Raw genomic sequence first — 19,130 nt, 5'->3', positions numbered from 1 at the left:
GCTGGAGTGCATGGTCAGTTCCAGCGTTGTAAATGAAGCGCCGTATACGCAACCGTAAGTGCGGTGCTGTGAAAGGATGGCGGTCGTGAGACCGCCTCCTACTCGTTCAGTGCGTCCTTTTCATCATCAGGGCAGTAGCGGCGGAAAGCAGACAGCCAGCCAGCAGATAGACAGCCACGCTGTGCCAGTCGCCGCCGGAAAACGTGACCAGCGTGGCAGCAATCAATGGTGTGAATCCACCGCCAACCACACTGGCGACTTGATAACCCACACCCGCGCCACTATAGCGGTAACGCGTGCCAAACATCTCTATAAACATCGGCTGCTGCACACAGACCACCATGTCGTGTGCAACATTCGCCAGCATAATCGCGAAGAATATGATCCAGAACAGTGAGTGAGCTTCCAGCGCCATAAAGAACGGGAAGGCACTGAGTGTGCCGACCAGTGCACCCGTGATGTAAATGCGCCGCCGGCCAAAGCGGTCAGCCAGCCAGGCGAAGCAGGGGATGGTCAAGCAACTCAGGCCGCCAACCAACAACCCAATATTGAGGAACAGTTCGCGTGGTAAGCCAAGATTCTGGGTGGAGTAGCTAAAAGCGAAGGTGGTGACAATATACATTGTCAGCAGTTCACATAGCCGCAGGGCGATAATTTTTAAAAATGCGCTGGGGTGTCGTATCAACGCCTCCATGACTGGCAGACGTCGTTTAGTCTGTGCCATTGGTTTATGCTGACTCTGCTGTCCAAATTCGGCGGACTCGATTATGCCATTACGTACCCACAGCGCCGCCAGCACCAATACGGTGCTGAACAGGAAAGGAATGCGCCAGCCCCAGCTCAGAAACTGTTCATCGGTGGTCAAATGACTTATAAGCGAGACCAGGCCGGTAGAGAGCAACAGCCCGACGCCATAGCCAATCTGCACCCCACTACTGTAGAAAGCCTTTTTTTTCTCGGGCGCGCTTTCTACTGAAAGCACTGCTGCGCCGCCCCATTCGCCGCCAACGGCGAAGCCTTGTATTGCACGCAGTGCTACCAATAGTACCGGAGCCCACCAACCAATCATGCTAAAGGTAGGCAACAGGCCGATCAGCGCGGTAGCCAAACCCATTATCCAGACGGTCATCATCAGCATGCGTTTGCGGCCAAGAAGATCGCCAAAATGGCCAAAGATTACCCCGCCTAGCGGCCGGAACAGAAAGCCGACGCCAAAGGTCGCTAAAGCGGCAATTGTCCCCATAGCCGGGCTTATCTGCGGGAAGAATTCGCGGTTAAACACGAGGGCAGCAGTGATGCCATAGAGCAGAAAGTCATACCAGTCTACTACGGCGCCAGCGAAGCTACCCCAGGCAGCACGACGGGCACGGTTAAGTGAAGGCGTCTCCTTACCGGGGATAATCGAAATGAGGGTGGGGTCCATACTTGTCCTGTTTACACTAATTTTTTATTACTGGGATTGGTCAAGGGTTACTCACATTATGGCCGACATTTTGTGACGGCACATGAGACTACCGTGACAACAGATGGGAGGAAACCTAAATTTAAGAAAAGAACGCCAAGGGTTCTCATGGACACATTGGGGGCAAGGCCCAAGGTTGGACTGATGAAACGGTAGCACGGTCACTATGGGTTAATTCTTGGCGTCCTGTCGCCGCCGCCGGGGCAGTATCGTTATAGCGACTTTGGCTTTCAGAACGGACTGGCATTACGGGCGTTGATCCACTCTTCGCCAATGGGATGAACAAAATGTAGCTCACTGGCGTGTAGCATCAGCCGCAGAGTTCGTTCGGTACCTGGCAACAGGCGACCGCCATACAGGTCACAGCCCAAAATAGGGTGGCCCACATGCTGACAGTGGATGCGCAGTTGATGGGTACGCCCGGTTTCCGGGGTTAGCTGTACCCGCGTCAATGGCAGTAACGTCCCGCCTTCCAACTCATGATAAAAGCGCTCAACGACCCGATAGCGGGTGCGCGCGGGCTTACCGTGGCGTGCGCTAATCGACATCAGCGGGAACAGCGCCGGGTCTTTGGCAATCGCTGCGTCTATCACCCCTTCGTTGTCGTCCAGATGTCCGCAGAGCAGTGCGCTGTATACTTTGGTCACTGTGCGCTGGCTGAACTGTTGGCAGAGGGCGGCATTTATAGCCTTATTGCGGGCAATCACCATCAGCCCGGAAGTACCGAAATCCAGGCGGTGGACCAGGGTGCAGCCGGGGAATATCTGTACCAGCCGATGATGCACTGAATCCAGATTTTGCGGATTTTTTCCCGAGAGGCTGAGTAGCCCGGAGGGTTTATTGATAAGGACCAAGTGCTCGTCCTGATAGAGATTCTCGATCTTGTCATGGCATGGTGGGGCAATAAAGGTATCGATTATCTTAGACATCGGGCTACCCGGATGAAGAGTGGGAGCGGATGATAACGAATTTTAAGCCGACTGGCGAAGCACTATTCGGCGATACTGAACTCGACCTGCACGGTAAGCCGAGTGCTCGAGACTATATCGAGAAGACAGAGGGCGCTTTCGACACGTCATTTTTCGACCTGCTCCGAAAATACTTAAAAGAGCACGGTAAGGGGCCGGGTTATGTTCAAACTGTACTGGATATGTCTCTACTTGATGCACAGAGTATCCACGCTGAGTTGACCTGATGCCTCAATCGAAAATCCTCGTTGACACCAATGCCTACCTAAGGTTGGCCAAAACCATACGCCCCTTACTGTTCGTGACCTTTGGTGACAACGAGTATTGTCTGTACATTCTGCCTGAGCTCATTGAAGAACTGATCATGCTGGACTACGGTCATACCGATATGAAAACGATTAGTGGCTTGGTTGAGTATTGGAAATACTTTTCAGACATACCGGCCAACTTCAAAGCCGATTATCAGCGCCTGTTTGGTGATCAATAAGCCTTAATGCCTTGCCCACCAATTGATTGCCCGCAGCATCGAGCGCTCAGTAGTTAAGCGCTCTACCGAACTGACTGACCACGGGTTGGATAACCTGATGAATCGGCAATAATCGCTATGTTTATTTACTGTCCGCGAAGCCTATACCCGCTGTTGGTAGCGTCTTCTTGTGCAGTGGTTTACCCAGCGCCAGCCTTTTTCACCATAATCACCTCACCTCACCTCACCGCCACCAACGCCTCGCCAAGCGGGAAGCGTTTAAACCGGGTGGATGTCATGATGCTAGTGACAGGGAACGATCGGCATTAACGTGTTGGGCTAACCAATCGGCTACGCGCTGTTTTTGTACCTCATCCAGCCACATGCCTAACTTGGTTCGCCGCCAGATAGCATCGTCCAGCGAAACCACCCACTCTTTTTCCACCAAATAGCGCAGCTCGCTGGCATAAAGTCCATGACCAAAGTCTTCACCCAGATCTGCCAGACTGTGGGTATCCGTTAATATCAACTCGCTGTGAGAGCCATAGGTGCGGCTGTAGCGTCGCGCCAGACTCTCCGGTATAAACGGGTATTTGCGCCGCAGCTGTGCGGCGTAGTCGTCGCGGTCGCCCTTAAAATCACCACCGGGCAGTACCGTGCCTTTGGTCCAGGCGCCCTTGGCCTTGGGGTAGTATTTATGCAGTTTGTCCAATGCATGTTCGGCCAGTTTGCGATAGGTGGTCAGTTTGCCACCGAATACCGACAGCAACGGCGCTTTGCCATTGTCGTCGGTCACGGACAACGTATAGTCGCGGGTCACCGCCTGTGGCGAGTCCGATTCATCATCGCACAACGGTCTAACGCCGGAATATGACCAGACGATATCGGCGCGACTAAGCGGTTTTTTAAAGTGATCATTATAGACGTTCAATAAATAGTCCGTCTCTTGCTCATCAATATGCACCGCTTTGGGATCGCCATGGTATTCCACATCGGTGGTGCCGATAATGGAAAATTCATCCATCCAGGGAATGACAAACACAATACGGTTATCTTCATTTTGCAGGATATAGGCATATTGGCCGTTATGGACTCGGGGTACCACAATATGGCTGCCTTTGATTAACCGAATGCCATACTGGGATGGCAGCTTCAGGCCATCATCAATAAATTCCTTAACCCAAGGGCCGGTGGCGTTGGCCAGGCCTTTGGCTTGCCAGGACAGCGTTTCACCGGTAAGTGCATCATGGGCTTCAACGTTCCACAGGCCGTTTTCACGCCAGGCGCGGGTGACCTTGGTTTGGGTACGAACCTCGCCCCCTTTGGCCACCACTTCCTGAGCGTTCAGTACCACCAGCCGGGCGTCATCCACCCAACAATCCGAGTATTCAAAACCGCGCACAATAGATGGCTTAAGTGTTGAATCCGCGCCAAAACGCAACCCCTTACTGGCCGGCAAACTGGTACGTTTGCCAAGGTGGTCATACATAAACAGGCCAATGCGAATCATCCATGCCGGACGCAGGTGTGGCTGGTGCGGCAGGCGAAAACGCATGGGAAACGCGATGTGTGGGGCCATCTTTAGTAGCACTTCTCGTTCCGCCAGTGCTTCGCTGACCAAGCGGAATTCATAATGCTCGAGATAGCGCAGGCCGCCGTGGATCAATTTAGAGCTGGCGGAAGAGGTTGCGCAGGCCAGGTCCTGCGCTTCAAGCAGCAGCACGGACAACCCGCGCCCGGCAGCGTCCGCCGCGATGCCGGCACCATTGATGCCACCACCGATGACAATCAAATCTTTGGTTTCCACGTTAGCTACCTCCAAATGTTCGTTATGGTTCTTTTGTTTTCGTTTTCGCTCATAATTGTAAACGAAAATCGACAGTAACGCCAAGGGTGGTGATGGAAAAAACGTCTATGCGTGACGGGGGTAACAGTTTATGTTTAAAGTATGTATAAAGAAGGTTAACAATCGCGGTGGCGGTAACGGTGGGGAACAGGATGGAAAATTTTGCAACGATAGGTGTTGAGCTGGCACATCAGCGCTGGCAAGCGGGTGAAGCGGTGTTAGTGGATATTCGCGATCCGCAAAGCTATGCTGCGGGACATGCCCCTGGGGCTTTCCATTTAAGCAACGACTCTTTGACGGCGTTCATCGAGCAACACGACGTCACGCGACCCGTCATGGTGATGTGCTACCACGGCAATAGCAGCAAGGGGGCGGCGCAATATCTGCTGCAACAGGGTTTTGTCGAGGCCTACAGCATCGATGGCGGCTATGAAGCCTGGCAGGCGGCCTTTCCGGCAGAAGTGGATATCACCGCGGTCTAAGCATGTTTCGGTGGTATAAACCCGCTCCCTGCGTGCCCAGGAGCGGGTTGCACTGACCTATGTTCTCAGACTTTCGCCACCGTTTCCTTAACAAACAGGCCGTAGCTTAAGGCACCCACCACCAACAGTCCGGCACCAAGCAAAAACACCTTGGTTAAAAGTCGCCATAACGAATACCTTTCCTTCGCAGAGTAACGCTACGCTGACACCGTAAACGGCCATTATCGTATTCCTTGATTTTCTCAAAATTAAGCCTAGCTTTTGATCCCATTAGCAACAGGGTTGTGAACACGAAATGGAGGATGCCAGGACTATCATGTTATGATAGTTATCAGCTGATTATCTCAGACGCCAAGCAGCTTCGGCGCCATCGATGCCACTTGGCACCATGCTGGGCAATAATTCCCTGAGATCCTTTACCTAAGGGGTAGACCAACACCATGATTCGCGTAACCACCTTGTCTAATCCCCGTCTCGCCCAGGCCTTTATCGATTATATGAAAACCCAGGGCGTCATATTGGAAATGCAATCGCAAGGCAGAACCGCCGAGCTCTGGCTCCACGATGAGGCAGAACTGGCCCGGGTAGAGGCCGCTCTGGATATCTTCCTGCTCGATCCACTGCATCCGCGCTATCAGGCTGCCAGTTGGCATTCCGGTGATACCGGAAAGGGCCAGTTCCATTACACGCCCTCCTCATGGCTTCCGGCGCTGCGCAATCAGGCAGGGCCGTTTACCCTAGGCATGACTGCCGTGTGTGTCGTGGTATTTATTTTAATGAATCTGGTTGGCGATGATCAGGTGATCTCCTGGCTGGGGTTTCCCGCCGGTCCGCAGCAATATGTTCAGGTGTGGCGATGGGTAACCCACATTTTGTTACATTTTTCCCTGCTGCATTTATTGTTCAATGTGATGTGGTGGTGGTATCTCGCCGGCCTCGTTGAAAAATATCGTGGCGTGGTGCCGCTACTCGTATTAACGTTGGTTTCCGCCGTCGTCAGTGGGGTGGTGCAATCACATTTCAGCGGTCCACTGTTCGGTGGTCTTTCCGGCGTGGTTTATGCACTCATGGGTTATGTGTGGTGGTATGGTGAGAAGAACCCAGACAGCCCGTTGATGATGCCGCGTGGGGTGATAGTGTTTGCCCTGCTGTGGTTGTTCGCCGGTTACTTCGATATTTTCGGCATTGCCATTGCCAATGCCGCGCATGTAGCAGGGCTGGTCATTGGGTTATTAATGGCTTTTTGGGACACTCGCCATGGGATCGGAACCGGTCGCCATCGCTAGTGTTTCGATTACAGGGGATCTAACGTGAAGCAAACGCAGCGGCATGATGCCATCATTGAACTCGTGCGACGCCAAGGGTACGTCAGTACCGAAGAGTTGGTGGAACATTTTGCGGTCAGTCCACAAACCATCCGCCGCGACCTGAATGATTTGGCCGACGGAAATAAAATTCACCGCCATCACGGTGGCGCGGCATTACCCTCCAGTTCGGTCAATACCGCTTATCAAGAACGTAAAATCATGTGGTCGGCGGAAAAAGCCCGTATCGCACAGCGGGTCGCCAGCCAAATTCCCGACGGCGCGACCTTATTTATCGATATAGGCACCACGCCAGAGGCGGTAGCCCACGCCCTGCTGAACCATAAAAACCTACGGGTAGTCACCAATAACCTTAACGTCGCCACCTTGCTAAACGCCAAAGAGGATTTTAACCTGATCCTGGCCGGTGGCGAAGTGCGTACCCGCGACGGAGGTATCATCGGCGAAGCGACCCTAGACTTTATCTCTCAGTTCCGTCTGGATTACGGCATCCTGGGCATTAGCGGCATCGATATGGATGGCTCGCTGCTGGAATTTGATTACCACGAAGTGCGCACCAAACGCGCCATTATCGATAATTCCCGCTGCGTCATGCTTGTCACCGACCACTCAAAATTCGGGCGTAACGCCATGGTCAATCTGGGCAAAATGTCCCTGGTGAACTTCCTGTTCACCGATCGGTTGCCACCGCCTAGCGTTATGAGCATTATCGAGCAGTCGGAAGTGATACTCGAGCTGTGCTAACCCGTCATCTTTCGAACCGCAGGGGCATCGTCCCTGCGTCCGAGATGTTTGATAAATGAAAATAATCCGCTATTTTGTTTGCAAAAAACCCCCGCTGCTCTCATCTTTTTAATACCGTTGATATTCTTTGAACATCACGGATACAACGCGGTTGTACCCGAGGAACAGCCATAAGAGATATGCCGTGGAAACGCTATGCCGCGATAACCTGGTTGGCGTTTCCCATGTTGATCTACGTATAACCAACAGGATAGAGACGCGTTTATGCCAAAATTAAAACTTGATAAAGCAGCATTTCAATCCGCCCTGGAACGCCAGTGGCAACGTTTAGGTCTGCATGACGCACAGGAGATGAGCGCATTTCAGTGGTGGCAGGCGGTGAGTGCGGCGGTCAATGAACTTATTCCGTTCCAATCTGGGCGTCAGGGGGACAAAAAAAATCCTCGCCACGTCAATTACCTGTCTATGGAGTTCCTGATTGGCCGTTTAACCGGGAATAATCTGATCAATCTTGGTTGGTACGATACGGTTAAAAAAGCACTGGCTGAGTATCACATCAATTTAAGCGATCTGTTGGAGCAAGAGACTGACCCGGCTCTGGGCAACGGAGGGCTGGGCCGCTTGGCAGCCTGTTACCTGGATTCTATGGCGACGGTGGGGCAATCGGCTACCGGCTACGGACTCAATTATCAGTACGGCCTGTTTCGCCAGCAATTTTCCGACGGCAAACAAGTTGAAATACCCGATGACTGGCACCGTGAGAGCTATCCTTGGTTCAGACATCAGCCGGCGCTCACTGTCCAGGTCGGACTGGGTGGCAAATTGGTGAAAAATGAATCCGGGGGCGAGCAATGGCAACCGGCGTTTATGCTTAACGGAGAGGCTTGGGATTTGCCGGTCGTCGGGTATGAGAATGGCGTGACCTTGCCACTTCGTTTGTGGCAGGCTACCCATGCGCACCCTTTCGATCTTGCGCTGTTTAATGAAGGTAAGTTTCTCAAAGCCGAACAAGCGGGAATTGACGCCGCCAAGCTGACCAAGGTGTTATACCCTAACGATAACCATCAGCAGGGTAAACAGCTGCGCTTGATGCAACAATATTTCCAATGCGCCTGTGCGGTGGCTGATATTTTGCGCCGCCATCATCTGGCGGGCCTTTCAATCCAAAGCCTGCCGGATCACGAAGTCATTCAACTCAATGATACGCATCCCACCATTGCCATTCCCGAGATGCTTAGGGTGCTACTTGACCAACATCAGCTCTCTTGGGAAGACGCCTGGCGTATCACGTCGCGAACCTTTGCTTATACCAATCATACCCTGATGCCCGAAGCGCTGGAGTGTTGGGATGAAAAGTTGGTCCGTACTTTATTGCCGCGCCACTTCGCTATTATCAAAAATATCGATCGCGAGTTCAAAAAAGTGGTGCGCCAACATTGGCCGGATGATGAGGCCATCTGGGCCAAGGTTGCGGTACATTACGACCACCAGATACGCATGGCAAACCTCTGCGTGGTCTGTGGTTTTGCGGTAAACGGGGTTGCCGCGCTGCACTCCGATCTGGTGAAAACCGATCTCTTTGCGGAATATTTTGCGTTATGGCCGGAAAAATTTCATAACGTGACTAACGGTATCACGCCACGGCGCTGGCTAAAGCAGTGTAATCCGGCCCTGACAGAATTAATCGACAACACGATAGGTAAAGGCTGGGTAACCCGGCTGGAAAAACTTAAAGAACTGGAGCCTTATGCCGATCAGGCGGAGTTCTGTGAACGTTACCAGCAGATAAAGCGCGACAATAAGCAAAAACTGGCGGAAAAAATACAGCAGCTAACGGATATTACCGTCAATCCAGAGGCGTTGTTTGATGTGCAAATAAAACGCCTGCATGAATACAAACGCCAGCATCTTAACTTGCTGCACATTATGTCGCTCTATCGACAGCTGCGTGATAATCCCGCACTGGATATAGTACCGCGGGTATTCTTGTTCGGCGCCAAAGCCGCTCCCGGTTATGCACTGGCGAAAAATATTATTTATGCCATTAACCAAGTGGCGGAGAAGATCAATAACGATCGCAAAATTAACGATCGGCTGAAGGTGATCTTCTTGCCGGATTATCGCGTATCGGTGGCGGAATGGATGATCCCAGCGGCGGATTTGTCGGAACAAATTTCCACTGCAGGCAAAGAGGCCTCGGGCACCGGCAATATGAAGTTGGCGTTAAATGGCGCATTGACCATCGGCACGCTGGACGGTGCCAATGTGGAAATTGCGCAACAGGTGGGTGATGAACATATCTTTATCTTTGGACATACCGCCCCCGAGGTCAAAGAGATCCTGTCCCAAGGATATAAACCAGCCCAAATTCTGAAAAAAGACAAAGCGTTAAAAGCGTTGTTGACTGAACTTGGCAGCGGTGCATACAGTAACAAGCATAAGCATGCGTTCGACCCGTTGCTGCACAGTCTGCAGCAGGGTGGTGATCCCTACCTGGTGCTGGCAGATTTTGCCGCCTACGCTGAAGCTCAGCAACGGGTAGACGCGTTGTATCGTCGGCCACAGGCATGGACGCGCAGCGCGGTGCTCAATACCGCGCGGGTGGGTTTCTTTAGCTCGGACCGCTCGATTCGCGACTACCAGCAGCGTATTTGGCAAGCGAAACGTTAAGGAGCTTTGATGGATCCCAAGGTGCTTGATGAGGCCGCCGAACGGGCGGGAATTAGTCCAGAATATATCGATGCCTGGGGACAGCGCAAAATCATCAGCCAAGAAACCAAGCGGCAGTTACTCGACGCTATGGTGGGGCGGCGCGACCAGGCTGGCCAATCTCCGGTGCCGCCGGTATGGGTAATAAGACCGGGGGATGTGCCATCGCTGGCGCTGGAATTGAACGATCCGGTTGAATGGGTGTTGACAGAGGAGTTAGGGCGCCAGCACGAGGGATCGATGGAGCAGTACGCGCTGACTTTGCCCGATTCTCTGCCTTTGGGTTACCATCGGCTGGCGGTGCGCTCAGGCCTGCGACACTGGCGCTGCCAGGTTATTGTCGCCCCGGCGCGCTGCTACGAACCGGCGGCGTTGTTGGCCGGGCAAAAACTCTGGGGTGCTTGCATACAACTGTACACCCTACGTTCCCGGCATAATTGGGGCGTGGGCGATTTTGGTGATTTGGCCTTAATGCTTGAGGGGGTGGCCAAACAGGGTGGTGCATTTGTTGGCCTAAACCCGATACATGCGCTTTATCCTGCAACGCCAGCCTGGGCCAGCCCCTACAGTCCTTCTTCACGCCGCTGGCTGAATATCCTCTATATCAATGTCGGCGCGCTGGAGGATTTTGTGCAAAGCGTACAGGCCCAACAGTGGTGGAGTTTGCCGTTAACCCAGTCCACCCTGGCTGCGCTGCGTGAGGACGATGTGGTGGACTATGCCCAGGTAACGCAATGTAAGCTAACCGCGTTAACCTTCGCGTATGAGCAATTTTCCAGGCGCGGCAGTGACGACAAACAGTATATTGATTTTGTTGAGTTTATTCGTCTTGGCGGCGAGAGCCTGCGTTATCAGGCCACCTTTGATGCCTTGCATCGTTACCTGACCCGTGAAGGCCATCCTTCTGCAGGGTGGCAACACTGGCCCGTGGAGTATCAGCAAGCCGACAGCCCACAGGTGCGAGAATTTAGTCAACGTCATCACCAGGAGATCCGGTTTTTTAGCTGGATGCAGTGGGTGGCTGCGCGTCAGTTTGATCAGTGCTTCGAGCTCAGTCAGCGGCTGAATATGCCGATCGGTTTATATCGGGATGTCGCGGTAGGGGTCAGCGAAGGGGGGATGGAGACCTGGAGCGATCGCACGTTATATTGTTTGGCCGCTGCCGTGGGTGCACCGCCCGACCGGTTGGGACCACAGGGGCAGAATTGGAACTTGCCGCCACAGGACCCAAACGTGCTGGTGGCGAGAGCCTATGAACCCTTTATTGAGATGTTGCGTGCCAATATGCACCACTGTGGCGCATTACGTCTTGATCATGTGATGTCGTTACTGCGGCTTTGGTGGGTACCCGCACAAAGCAGTGCGGTGCAGGGTGCTTATGTCAGTTATCCGGTGGATGATCTGCTGGCGATACTGGCGCTGGAAAGCCATCGGCAGCACTGCATGGTTATCGGTGAGGATTTAGGCACGGTGCCCCGGGAGATCACCGAAAAACTCCATGCCGCCGGGATTTACTCCTATAAAGTCCTGTTTTTTGAGCGTACTAGCCCTAGTGCATTTCGTAGCCCGACAGAGTACGTTTCCCAGGCGATGGCCACCCTGACCACCCATGATTTGGCCACCTTGCGCGGCTACTGGCAGCAAGAGGACCTGCGCTTGGGCCAGCGACTGAAGCTTTATCCTGACGATGCGGTTTATCAGCATCTGCTACACGATCGGCAACTGGCGCGCCAGGCGCTACTTGACGCCCTGCATCACTGGAAATGTGTGCCGGTAACACTGAGCGCCAATGCTGAGCGGGTGGTGATGTCGCCAGTGCTGAACCGCGGCATTCATCGTTATGTGGCGCGCAGTCATTCGGCACTGCTCGGGTTGCAGCCGGAAGACTGGTTGGGTATGGCGCTGCCGGTCAATGTTCCCGGAACCACTGATCAATACCCCAATTGGCGACGAAAACTCACCTGTGGCGTAGTGGAGATGTTCGACGATCCGGCGGTGATTCGGTTGTTGAAAGAGGTAAACCGATTGCGAAAGGCGGCCGTTGCCAAGACAGCTAGCCTGGTCGTGCGTAAGGCATAATCTAGGACGTATCAATGGTAAGGAATCGGACTTAGGCGGGATATCGGGTGTTGTCATTGTGCCGGCCCATTGTCGCGGGCCGGCGATCGATGACAGCATAAACGTTAATAAAAAGAGTGCTCACCGCGCTGATGCTCAGTCAGATCGCGTACGCCCTTAAGTTCGGGAAATTTTTCCAGCAGCTCTTTTTCGATGCCTTCCTTGAGGGTGTAATCCACCATGGAACAGCCGTTACAACCACCGCCGAACTGCAGAATGGCCAGATGGTCATCGGTGATTTCCATGAGTGACACCTGACCGCCATGGCTTGCCAACTGAGGGTTAATCTGCGATTGCAGCACATATTCCACCCTTTCGATCAGCGGCGCGTCGTCTGATACTTTGCGCATCTTGGCGTTAGGCGCTTTTAGCGTCAGCTGTGAACCGAGTTTGTCGGTCACAAAGTCTATTTCTGCGTCCACCAGGTAAGGTGCGCTGAGGGCATCTACATAGGCGTTGATTTTGTCGAATTTCAGTTCGGTGTCTGTGGTTTCCACCGCGTCGGGCGGGCAGTATGAGACCCCGCACTCGGCGGTTGGCGTACCTGGGTTAATGACAAACACACGAATCTGGGTGCCAGCTTCCTGATTGGCCAGCAATTTAGCAAAATGCTCCTGGGCTGCATCGGTAATCCGGATCATAACATTCACTCAATAGTTGACTGATTTAGTCGGTTATAATACTCCCATTCTCCCGCCAACTACAAGGTTCGGCAAATGCACCATATGTGCACTGCTTTCGCTCGCTGCGTCAGCAGGAGATGGGTAATTTCTTCTGCGGTACTGCCGGTGGTAACCACATCATCCACCAGCGCCACGGTTTTTCCCGCGACATCGGTGGTGCAATAAAACGCCCCACGCAGGTTACGCCGACGGGCGCGGGCATGGAGCATCTGTTGTGGTACTGCGGCCCGCAGGCGCACCAAACCATCACGGCGGTAGTCGAGGTCAAGCCAGTGTGCCAGCGGCCGCGCGAGCAGATCACTTTGATTATACCCCCTGCGCCAATGACGGGAAGCATGCAACGGCACGTTTAGTATAAGATCGGGGGTGTCGCACAGCTGTAGACGGCGATCTTCCTGCCAGCGCAGCAGCAGCAGACGGGCCAGGACATGAGCCAGCCCTGTATCACCCCGGTGTTTACATTTTTTTATCAGCACGCTCAGCGGCGGTTGATAGGCACAAACATAGGTTATCGATTGCCAGGGTGGGGCATTTAGCTGACATCGGCCGCAACGCTGCCGACGGTTTCCCGCAGGCAGACCGCAGCGCGGGCAGCAGGTTTCCCGCCCATTGAGCAGCGCCTGGGTGCAGCAGCGACAAATACCCTGATGGCTGAACCATACGGGCTGTTGGCATAGCCAACAAAGGGCATTGATTGTTAGCATAGGGGTTTTCCTTAACCATTAACCTACGGAACGCGATGTCATGAAGCCAGTGTACGGGATGAACCCCTTGTTTTGGCGCACGATCGGCGCCGGTTCTGTCGATCTTGTGCTACTTCATGGATGGGGATTGAACGCCGAGGTGTGGTCTTGCATTGAGACGCGGCTATCGCCGCATTTCCGGCTGCATTTGGTGGATTTACCGGGCTATGGCCGCAGCCAGGGTTTTGGTGCCTTATCACTGGCGCGCATGGCGCAAGCCGTGATGGATAGAGCACCGCCGCAGGCGTGGTGGTTGGGGTGGTCATTGGGCGGGCTGGTGGCCAGCCAGGCGGCCCTCGACTGGCCTGAGCGGGTCGCTGGGCTTATCACCGTGGCATCATCGCCCTGTTTTAGCGCCGCGCCAGCGTGGCCAGGGATCAACGCGGAGGTACTGGTCGGATTTGAGCAGCAACTGCGCCACGATTTTCAGCGCACGGTAGAGCGTTTCCTCGCGTTGCAAACCTTGGGAACCGTCACCGCCCGGGAAGATACCCGCCGATTGAAACAGGTGGTATTAAGTCAGCCGCTGCCAGCGGTGGAAGTGTTGACTGCGGGGTTGGATATTCTGCGCGGCGCTGATTTGCGCGATCCCCTGGCCGGGCTGAGGGTGCCGCTGTTACGCTTGTATGGTTATTTGGACGGTTTGGTGCCGCGTAAGGTGGCCGGATTGCTGGATCAATGCTGGCCTGATAGCCAGAGTGTGATCGTGCCTAAAGCCGCCCATGCCCCTTTTATTTCTCACCCAGACATATTCTGCCAGCATATTCTTCAATTTATCAACGCATCGCGTTGATATCAGCATAGCCTGCTGCTGGCCACCACTGGCGCATATTGTCGTTGCGCCTTTTTTAGCCGTTTTCTGTTCCCCGCATTGTTACTTAAAGGCTAACGATCAATCCATCAGGTTAATTGATGCTCTGATTGACGCCGCCTAGACTGACTCTATTGTTTCTTCACGCTGTCACTTCTTGTGACAGTGCATGAACCGAGGAGGTCTATCATGCCGCTACATCAAGCGCCGCCCAAAGCCTGGGATACTCATCGTACCGAGAAAAAACGTCGACTGGAGCAAGTCCGTGCCGTAGCCGATGGAAAAGTTCTGCCTACCCATCAGATGACCGCTGTACTTGAAGCCCTGATCGCCCCTGGCGACCGGGTCATACTGGAAGGTAATAATCAAAAACAAGCTGATTTCCTGGCCCGGAGCTTGGCTAAAGCCAACCCGAAAAAATTGCATGATTTACATATGCTGATGCCGAGTGTCAGTTTAGCGGAACATCTTGATCTGTTTGAAAAGGGTATCGCCCACAAACTGGATTTTGCCTTTTCCGGGCCGCAAAGTTTACGCATTTCCCAACTGTTGGATGATGGATTGCTGGAAATAGGCGCTATTCATACCTATATCGAGCTCTATGCCCGTCTGTTCGTCGACTTGGTGCCCAATGTGGCGCTGGTTGCCGGTTTCAAGGCCGACCGAAAGGGCAATCTTTATACGGGTGCCAGTACCGAAGATACCCCGGCATTGGTGGAAGCGACTGCATTTAAAGACGGTATCGTCATCGCCCAGGTTAATGAGCTGGTTGACGATGAGTGTGATTTGCCCAGGGTTGATATTCCCGGATCCTGGATCGATTTTGTGGTGGTGGCCGACCGGCCCTTCTTTATTGAGCCCCTGTTTACCCGCGATCCGCGCCTGATCAAACCGGTGCACGTGCTTATGGCCATGATGGCGATTAAAGGCATTTATGCCGAGCACCAGGTGCAATCGTTGAATCACGGCATCGGTTTTAATACCGCCGCCATTGAATTGCTACTACCGACCTACGGCGAACGGTTGGGACTGAAGGGCAAGATTTGCCGCCACTGGGCGTTAAATCCTCATCCGACGTTAATTCCGGCCATTGAAAGCGGCTGGGTTGATACCGTGCACTGTTTTGGCGGTGAATTGGGGATGGAAAATTATATTGCCGCCCGCCCGGACGTGTTTTTTACCGGTGCCGATGGTTCTATGCGCTCCAACCGTGCCTTATGCCAGTTAGCCGGCCAATACGCAGTGGATATGTTTATCGGCTCGACGCTGCAAATTGACGGCCTGGCCAACTCCTCCACCGTTACCCGCGGGCGTCTATCCGGGTTTGGTGGCGCGCCGAATATGGGACATGACCCGCACGGTCGGCGTCATGCCACGCCTGCCTGGCTGGATATGATTGAAGAACCGGATCCTATGCAACCCGGCCGCAAGCTGGTGGTGCAAATGGTGGAAACCTATCAGGCCGGCGCCAAACCCTCTTTTGTCGAAAAACTCGAAGCGGTAGACGTGGGTAAAGACGCTGGCATGCCGCTGGCACCGGTCATGATTTACGGCCAGGACGTTACCCATGTGTTGACCGAAGAGGGCATTGCCTACCTCTACCGGGCACGGTCGATGGAAGAGCGCCGGGCGATGGTGGCCGCAGTGGCGGGCATCACCGATATCGGTCTGGGGGTGGATGCTAAACGGGTGGCGGATCTGCGTCGCCGTGGTCTGGTGGTGTACCCCGAAGATATGGGGATCCAGCGCTCGGATGCTAGCCGTTCGTTGCTCGCCGCCGGCAGTATCGCGGACCTGGTTGAATGGTCGGGCGGCTTATACCAGCCACCGGCAAAATTCCGGAGCTGGTAATGAAAGTACAACCCGCGCTACAGCCCGATGTCGCCGAACGACAGGCTATCCGCCTGTCCACCCTCGCGGTGCGTTCATTGATTGAGGAAGCGAGGCTCAGTCCAAAACCTGGGCTGGTGGATAGCCGGGGTGCCGGGGCGCATAAAGACCTCAGTTTGGCCTTGATGGAGCGTTCCGCTCAGAGCTTACGCTCGACGTTTTACCATCTGGCACTGCACAGTTGGCTGCGACCGGCTGATGTCGCGCTACGCCAGGAAATCGGCCGATTGGGGCGATTGGGTGAGCAAGACATGATGACTGCCACCGGCGGTATCAATACTCACCGTGGCGCGATTTGGGCGCTGGGACTGTTGGTCAGCGCCTGCGCGATGTTTGGCGGGGCGGGTTCGGTATCGGCCATTACCGATGGTGCGGCGCGCCTGGCGGTCCTGCCGGATCCGTTCGGCCCCATCACCTTTAGTAAAGGGCAACGCGCCATTCAGCGCTACCGGGTTCCCGGCGCCAAAGATGAGGCCATCGGCGGTTTTGTGCATATCACCCAACAGGCGTTGCCGCAATTACGCATGAGCCGCCGGCAGGGATGGACTGAGCCACAGGCCAGGCTGGATGCATTGATGTCCATCATGTCCACCTTGACCGATACCTGTGTGCTAAATCGAGGCGGTATGTCGGCGTTAAACACCATGCATCGGGGCGCATCGGCGGTATTGGCCGCCGGTGGGGTCGGTTGCCTGGCGGGACGCACTGCGCTTGACGCGCTCGATCGACGCATGCTGCAGGACAACGCCTCACCCGGTGGTGCGGCCGACCTATTGGCCGCCACTATTTTCCTCGATTGGGTTAGCGCCTGATCGCTTACATCATAAAGAGGATGCTATGGAACGAATTGAATTGCATTTCCCCGCCGGCGAGACCTTACCCGCTAAGGCACTGGCGGGCGTGGTGGGATCCGGAGATCTGGAAGCGCTCTTCCAGCCGGCCGCCGATAACGAGTTACATGTGATCATCCGTTCGTCGGTAGACGGTGGCCAGCAGCGTTGGCAACACCTGTTCGAACGCATTAACGCCGCGCGTTCCTTACCGGCAGGACGATTGGATATCAACGACTTTGGCGCGACGCCGGGCGTGGCCCGCTTGCGCATTGAACAGGTACTCGAGGAGGCCGGCAATGTCTGACAGAATCAGTTTTATTGAGCTCGGTGCGCGCCAGCGTGCCAAAGCCCTGCTTGATGAAGGTAGCTTTCGCGAACTGCTTGATCCCTACGAGCAGATCACCTCTCCTTGGCTAGAACCACAGGGCATAGTACCGCAGGCCGATGATGGTATGGTGGTGGCAAAAGGCACGCTGGACGGCAAATCCACCGTGGTAGTGGCCATTGAAGGTGCGTTTCAGGGCGGCAGCATGGGCGAGGTGTCCGGCGCAAAAATGGCTGCGGCATTGGAACTGGCGGCCAACGATTGGCACCAGGGTGTGCAGACCCAGGCGGTGCTGATGTTGGAAACCGGAGGTGTTCGCCTGCAGGAGGCCAATCTCGGCCTGGCCGCCATCGCAGACATTCATGCTGCTATTGTGGACCTGCGCCGTTATACGCCGGTGATTGGCATTGTTGCGGGCACGGTGGGCTGTTTTGGTGGCATGTCGATTGCCGCTGCGTTATGCAGCCGTTTGATTGTTACCCGCGAAGCCCGACTGGGATTGAATGGCCCACAGGTGATTGAGCAGGAAGCGGGGATTGAAGAGTATGACTCCCGCGACCGTCCGTTTATCTGGAGCATGACCGGTGGTGAAGTGCGTTATCACGCCGGTTTTGTTGACGCGCTGGTCAGTGACGACCTGGCCGAAGTGAAACGGACCACGCTGGATTTCCTGCGCCGTGGCGTGCCCGACCGGTTGCGTACCGACGATTACCGCTATTACCTGACCAAACTTAACCAATATGACACTCGTCAACAAGTGGATAAGCAGCAGACCCTAGCGCTGTTTACTCGGGAGGATCGCGCATGAACACAACCTATCTTAGTCGCGGAAACTATTGGTTTTCTCTACTGACCGATGGCATGTCGCTGCGCCAGGGTCAATGCGCCTCGGTTAACGTCGCCGACGGCGAGATCAATGGGCAACCGGCGCGTTATATTGCCGTGGTACCTGATGCCGCCAACCACTTCCCACGCGCCGTACGGGGAGAAGTGGGGTTATTGGAAGGTTGGACGCTGGATCAGGTGGTAAGCGAAGTTATCGATCGTGATGCCGACCGAGCTGACAAAGGTGCCATCGTGGCTATCGTTGACGTACCGAGTCAGGCGTATGGCCGGCGCGAGGAAGCCTTTGGCATCCATCAGTCACTGGCTGGTGCGGTATCGGCGTACGCCCGGGCGCGTTTGGCCGGCCATCCCGTCATCGCGCTGATTGTCGGTAAAGCGATGTCCGGTGCCTTCCTGGCTCACGGTTACCAAGCCAATCAACTGATCGCCTTTAATGATCCCGAGGTCATGATTCACGCGATGGGCAAAGAGTCCGCTGCCCGGATCACCCTGCGTTCAGTTGACGCCTTGGAAAAGCTGGCGCAAACCATCCCACCGATGGCCTATGACATTGAACACTATGCCACGCTGGGTTTGCTGGCACGTCTCATGGATATCGGCAATCCCGATCAGGCCAAGCCCGAGGATATTCAGGCCGTGCGCGCCGCCCTGGTTGACGCAACCGCCAAGGCCAGACTCGCGGGCTGCGGGTTGACCAACCGACTCGGCGCGGACAACCGCAAAAGTTCGTTGCGGGTTAGAGAACGTATGCAGCAGGAGTGGTAACCATAAAGCAGCTCCTGCTTTTTAGGCGGTAGGCGCGTGAGCTGCGCGCCTGTTTACCCTATTAAACCCATTGAATAGGCCACCGGCAACGCCTGCCGCCCCCGTTCAAGGTGG

The 19,130-nt window shown here is 54.6% G+C and carries 18 protein-coding genes; 13 read left to right on the top strand and 5 right to left on the bottom strand.

Annotation, left to right across the window (positions count from 1 at the left end; translation table 11 throughout):
* Positions 1–106: 106 nt before the first annotated feature.
* Together shiA and SJI19_RS10315 are read right to left on the bottom strand one after the other, a co-directional pair.
* Positions 107–1,423, bottom strand: coding sequence for a shikimate transporter (gene shiA, locus SJI19_RS10320; protein ID WP_323478173.1), 1,317 nt, complete (start codon positions 1,421–1,423; stop codon positions 107–109).
* Positions 1,424–1,692: 269 nt separating this feature from the next.
* The gene (locus SJI19_RS10315; RefSeq protein ID WP_323478172.1) at positions 1,693–2,391 is read right to left on the bottom strand and encodes an RluA family pseudouridine synthase; all 699 of its coding nucleotides are present in this window, start codon (positions 2,389–2,391) and stop codon (positions 1,693–1,695) included.
* Between the two features lie 29 nt (positions 2,392–2,420).
* Here SJI19_RS10315 and SJI19_RS10310 point away from each other — a divergent pair, with 29 nt between their 5' ends.
* Both SJI19_RS10310 and SJI19_RS10305 read left to right on the top strand, forming a co-directional pair.
* The gene (locus SJI19_RS10310) at positions 2,421–2,657 is read left to right on the top strand and encodes a hypothetical protein (RefSeq protein WP_323478171.1); all 237 of its coding nucleotides are present in this window, start codon (positions 2,421–2,423) and stop codon (positions 2,655–2,657) included.
* Positions 2,657–2,917 (top strand): hypothetical protein, encoded by a 261-nt coding sequence (locus SJI19_RS10305; RefSeq protein ID WP_323478170.1) that lies wholly within the window; start codon positions 2,657–2,659, stop codon positions 2,915–2,917. The genes SJI19_RS10310 and SJI19_RS10305 overlap by 1 nt, the downstream gene beginning before the upstream one ends.
* 274 nt (positions 2,918–3,191) lie before the next feature.
* On the opposite strand, the gene glpD is transcribed toward SJI19_RS10305, so the two are convergent.
* The gene (gene glpD, locus SJI19_RS10300; protein ID WP_323478169.1) at positions 3,192–4,703 is read right to left on the bottom strand and encodes a glycerol-3-phosphate dehydrogenase; all 1,512 of its coding nucleotides are present in this window, start codon (positions 4,701–4,703) and stop codon (positions 3,192–3,194) included.
* A 191-nt stretch (positions 4,704–4,894) separates the two neighbouring features.
* Between glpD and glpE the strand changes: the two genes are divergently transcribed.
* The 5 genes from glpE (at position 4,895) to malQ (ending at position 12,081) form a co-directional block, all read left to right on the top strand.
* On the top strand, positions 4,895–5,224 hold the full coding sequence (gene glpE, locus SJI19_RS10295; RefSeq protein ID WP_323478168.1) for a thiosulfate sulfurtransferase GlpE: 330 nt from the start codon (positions 4,895–4,897) through the stop codon (positions 5,222–5,224).
* A 440-nt stretch (positions 5,225–5,664) separates the two neighbouring features.
* Positions 5,665–6,510, top strand: a complete 846-nt coding sequence (gene glpG / locus SJI19_RS10290; protein ID WP_323478167.1) for a rhomboid family intramembrane serine protease GlpG — start codon at positions 5,665–5,667, stop codon at positions 6,508–6,510.
* A 24-nt stretch (positions 6,511–6,534) separates the two neighbouring features.
* A complete protein-coding gene (locus SJI19_RS10285) occupies positions 6,535–7,293 on the top strand; it encodes a DeoR/GlpR family transcriptional regulator (protein WP_323478166.1) in 759 nt (252 codons plus the stop codon).
* A 264-nt stretch (positions 7,294–7,557) separates the two neighbouring features.
* Entirely contained in the window at positions 7,558–9,963 is a 2,406-nt protein-coding gene (gene malP / locus SJI19_RS10280; protein ID WP_323478165.1) for a maltodextrin phosphorylase, read from the top strand.
* Positions 9,964–9,972: 9 nt separating this feature from the next.
* Positions 9,973–12,081: a 4-alpha-glucanotransferase gene (gene malQ / locus SJI19_RS10275; RefSeq protein WP_323478164.1), complete on the top strand. Its 2,109-nt coding sequence runs from the start codon at positions 9,973–9,975 to the stop codon at positions 12,079–12,081.
* Between the two features lie 104 nt (positions 12,082–12,185).
* Here malQ and nfuA read toward each other — a convergent pair whose 3' ends face one another.
* Both nfuA and SJI19_RS10265 read right to left on the bottom strand, forming a co-directional pair.
* Complete coding sequence (nfuA, locus tag SJI19_RS10270) at positions 12,186–12,761, bottom strand: Fe-S biogenesis protein NfuA (RefSeq protein WP_323478163.1); 576 nt, start codon at positions 12,759–12,761, stop codon at positions 12,186–12,188.
* Between the two features lie 59 nt (positions 12,762–12,820).
* A complete protein-coding gene (locus SJI19_RS10265; RefSeq protein WP_323478162.1) occupies positions 12,821–13,507 on the bottom strand; it encodes a phosphoribosyltransferase family protein in 687 nt (228 codons plus the stop codon).
* A 58-nt stretch (positions 13,508–13,565) separates the two neighbouring features.
* On the opposite strand from SJI19_RS10265, the gene bioH reads away from it, so the two are divergent.
* From bioH to mdcE, 6 genes are all read left to right on the top strand, one after another.
* Complete coding sequence (gene bioH / locus SJI19_RS10260) at positions 13,566–14,339, top strand: pimeloyl-ACP methyl ester esterase BioH (protein ID WP_323478250.1); 774 nt, start codon at positions 13,566–13,568, stop codon at positions 14,337–14,339.
* Between the two features lie 207 nt (positions 14,340–14,546).
* Positions 14,547–16,208 (top strand): malonate decarboxylase subunit alpha, encoded by a 1,662-nt coding sequence (gene mdcA, locus SJI19_RS10255; RefSeq protein WP_323478161.1) that lies wholly within the window; start codon positions 14,547–14,549, stop codon positions 16,206–16,208.
* Positions 16,208–17,059 carry a triphosphoribosyl-dephospho-CoA synthase gene (locus SJI19_RS10250; RefSeq protein WP_323478160.1) on the top strand — a complete coding sequence of 284 codons (852 nt, stop codon included), beginning with the start codon at positions 16,208–16,210 and terminating at the stop codon, positions 17,057–17,059. The genes mdcA and SJI19_RS10250 overlap by 1 nt, the downstream gene beginning before the upstream one ends.
* A 25-nt stretch (positions 17,060–17,084) precedes the next feature.
* On the top strand, positions 17,085–17,384 hold the full coding sequence (gene mdcC, locus SJI19_RS10245) for a malonate decarboxylase acyl carrier protein (protein ID WP_323478159.1): 300 nt from the start codon (positions 17,085–17,087) through the stop codon (positions 17,382–17,384).
* Positions 17,377–18,213: a biotin-independent malonate decarboxylase subunit beta gene (locus tag SJI19_RS10240; RefSeq protein WP_323478158.1), complete on the top strand. Its 837-nt coding sequence runs from the start codon at positions 17,377–17,379 to the stop codon at positions 18,211–18,213. Before mdcC ends, SJI19_RS10240 begins: the two co-directional genes overlap by 8 nt.
* The gene (mdcE, locus tag SJI19_RS10235; protein WP_323478157.1) at positions 18,210–19,016 is read left to right on the top strand and encodes a biotin-independent malonate decarboxylase subunit gamma; all 807 of its coding nucleotides are present in this window, start codon (positions 18,210–18,212) and stop codon (positions 19,014–19,016) included. The genes SJI19_RS10240 and mdcE overlap by 4 nt, the downstream gene beginning before the upstream one ends.
* Positions 19,017–19,130 lie beyond the last annotated feature (114 nt).

It is taken from the genome of Acerihabitans sp. TG2 (genome assembly GCF_035013185.1).
In the GTDB taxonomy this organism is placed as follows: domain Bacteria; phylum Pseudomonadota; class Gammaproteobacteria; order Enterobacterales; family Enterobacteriaceae; genus Acerihabitans.
Note: the sequence above shows the minus strand (reverse complement) of the source record. Positions and strands in the feature narration are given on the sequence as shown.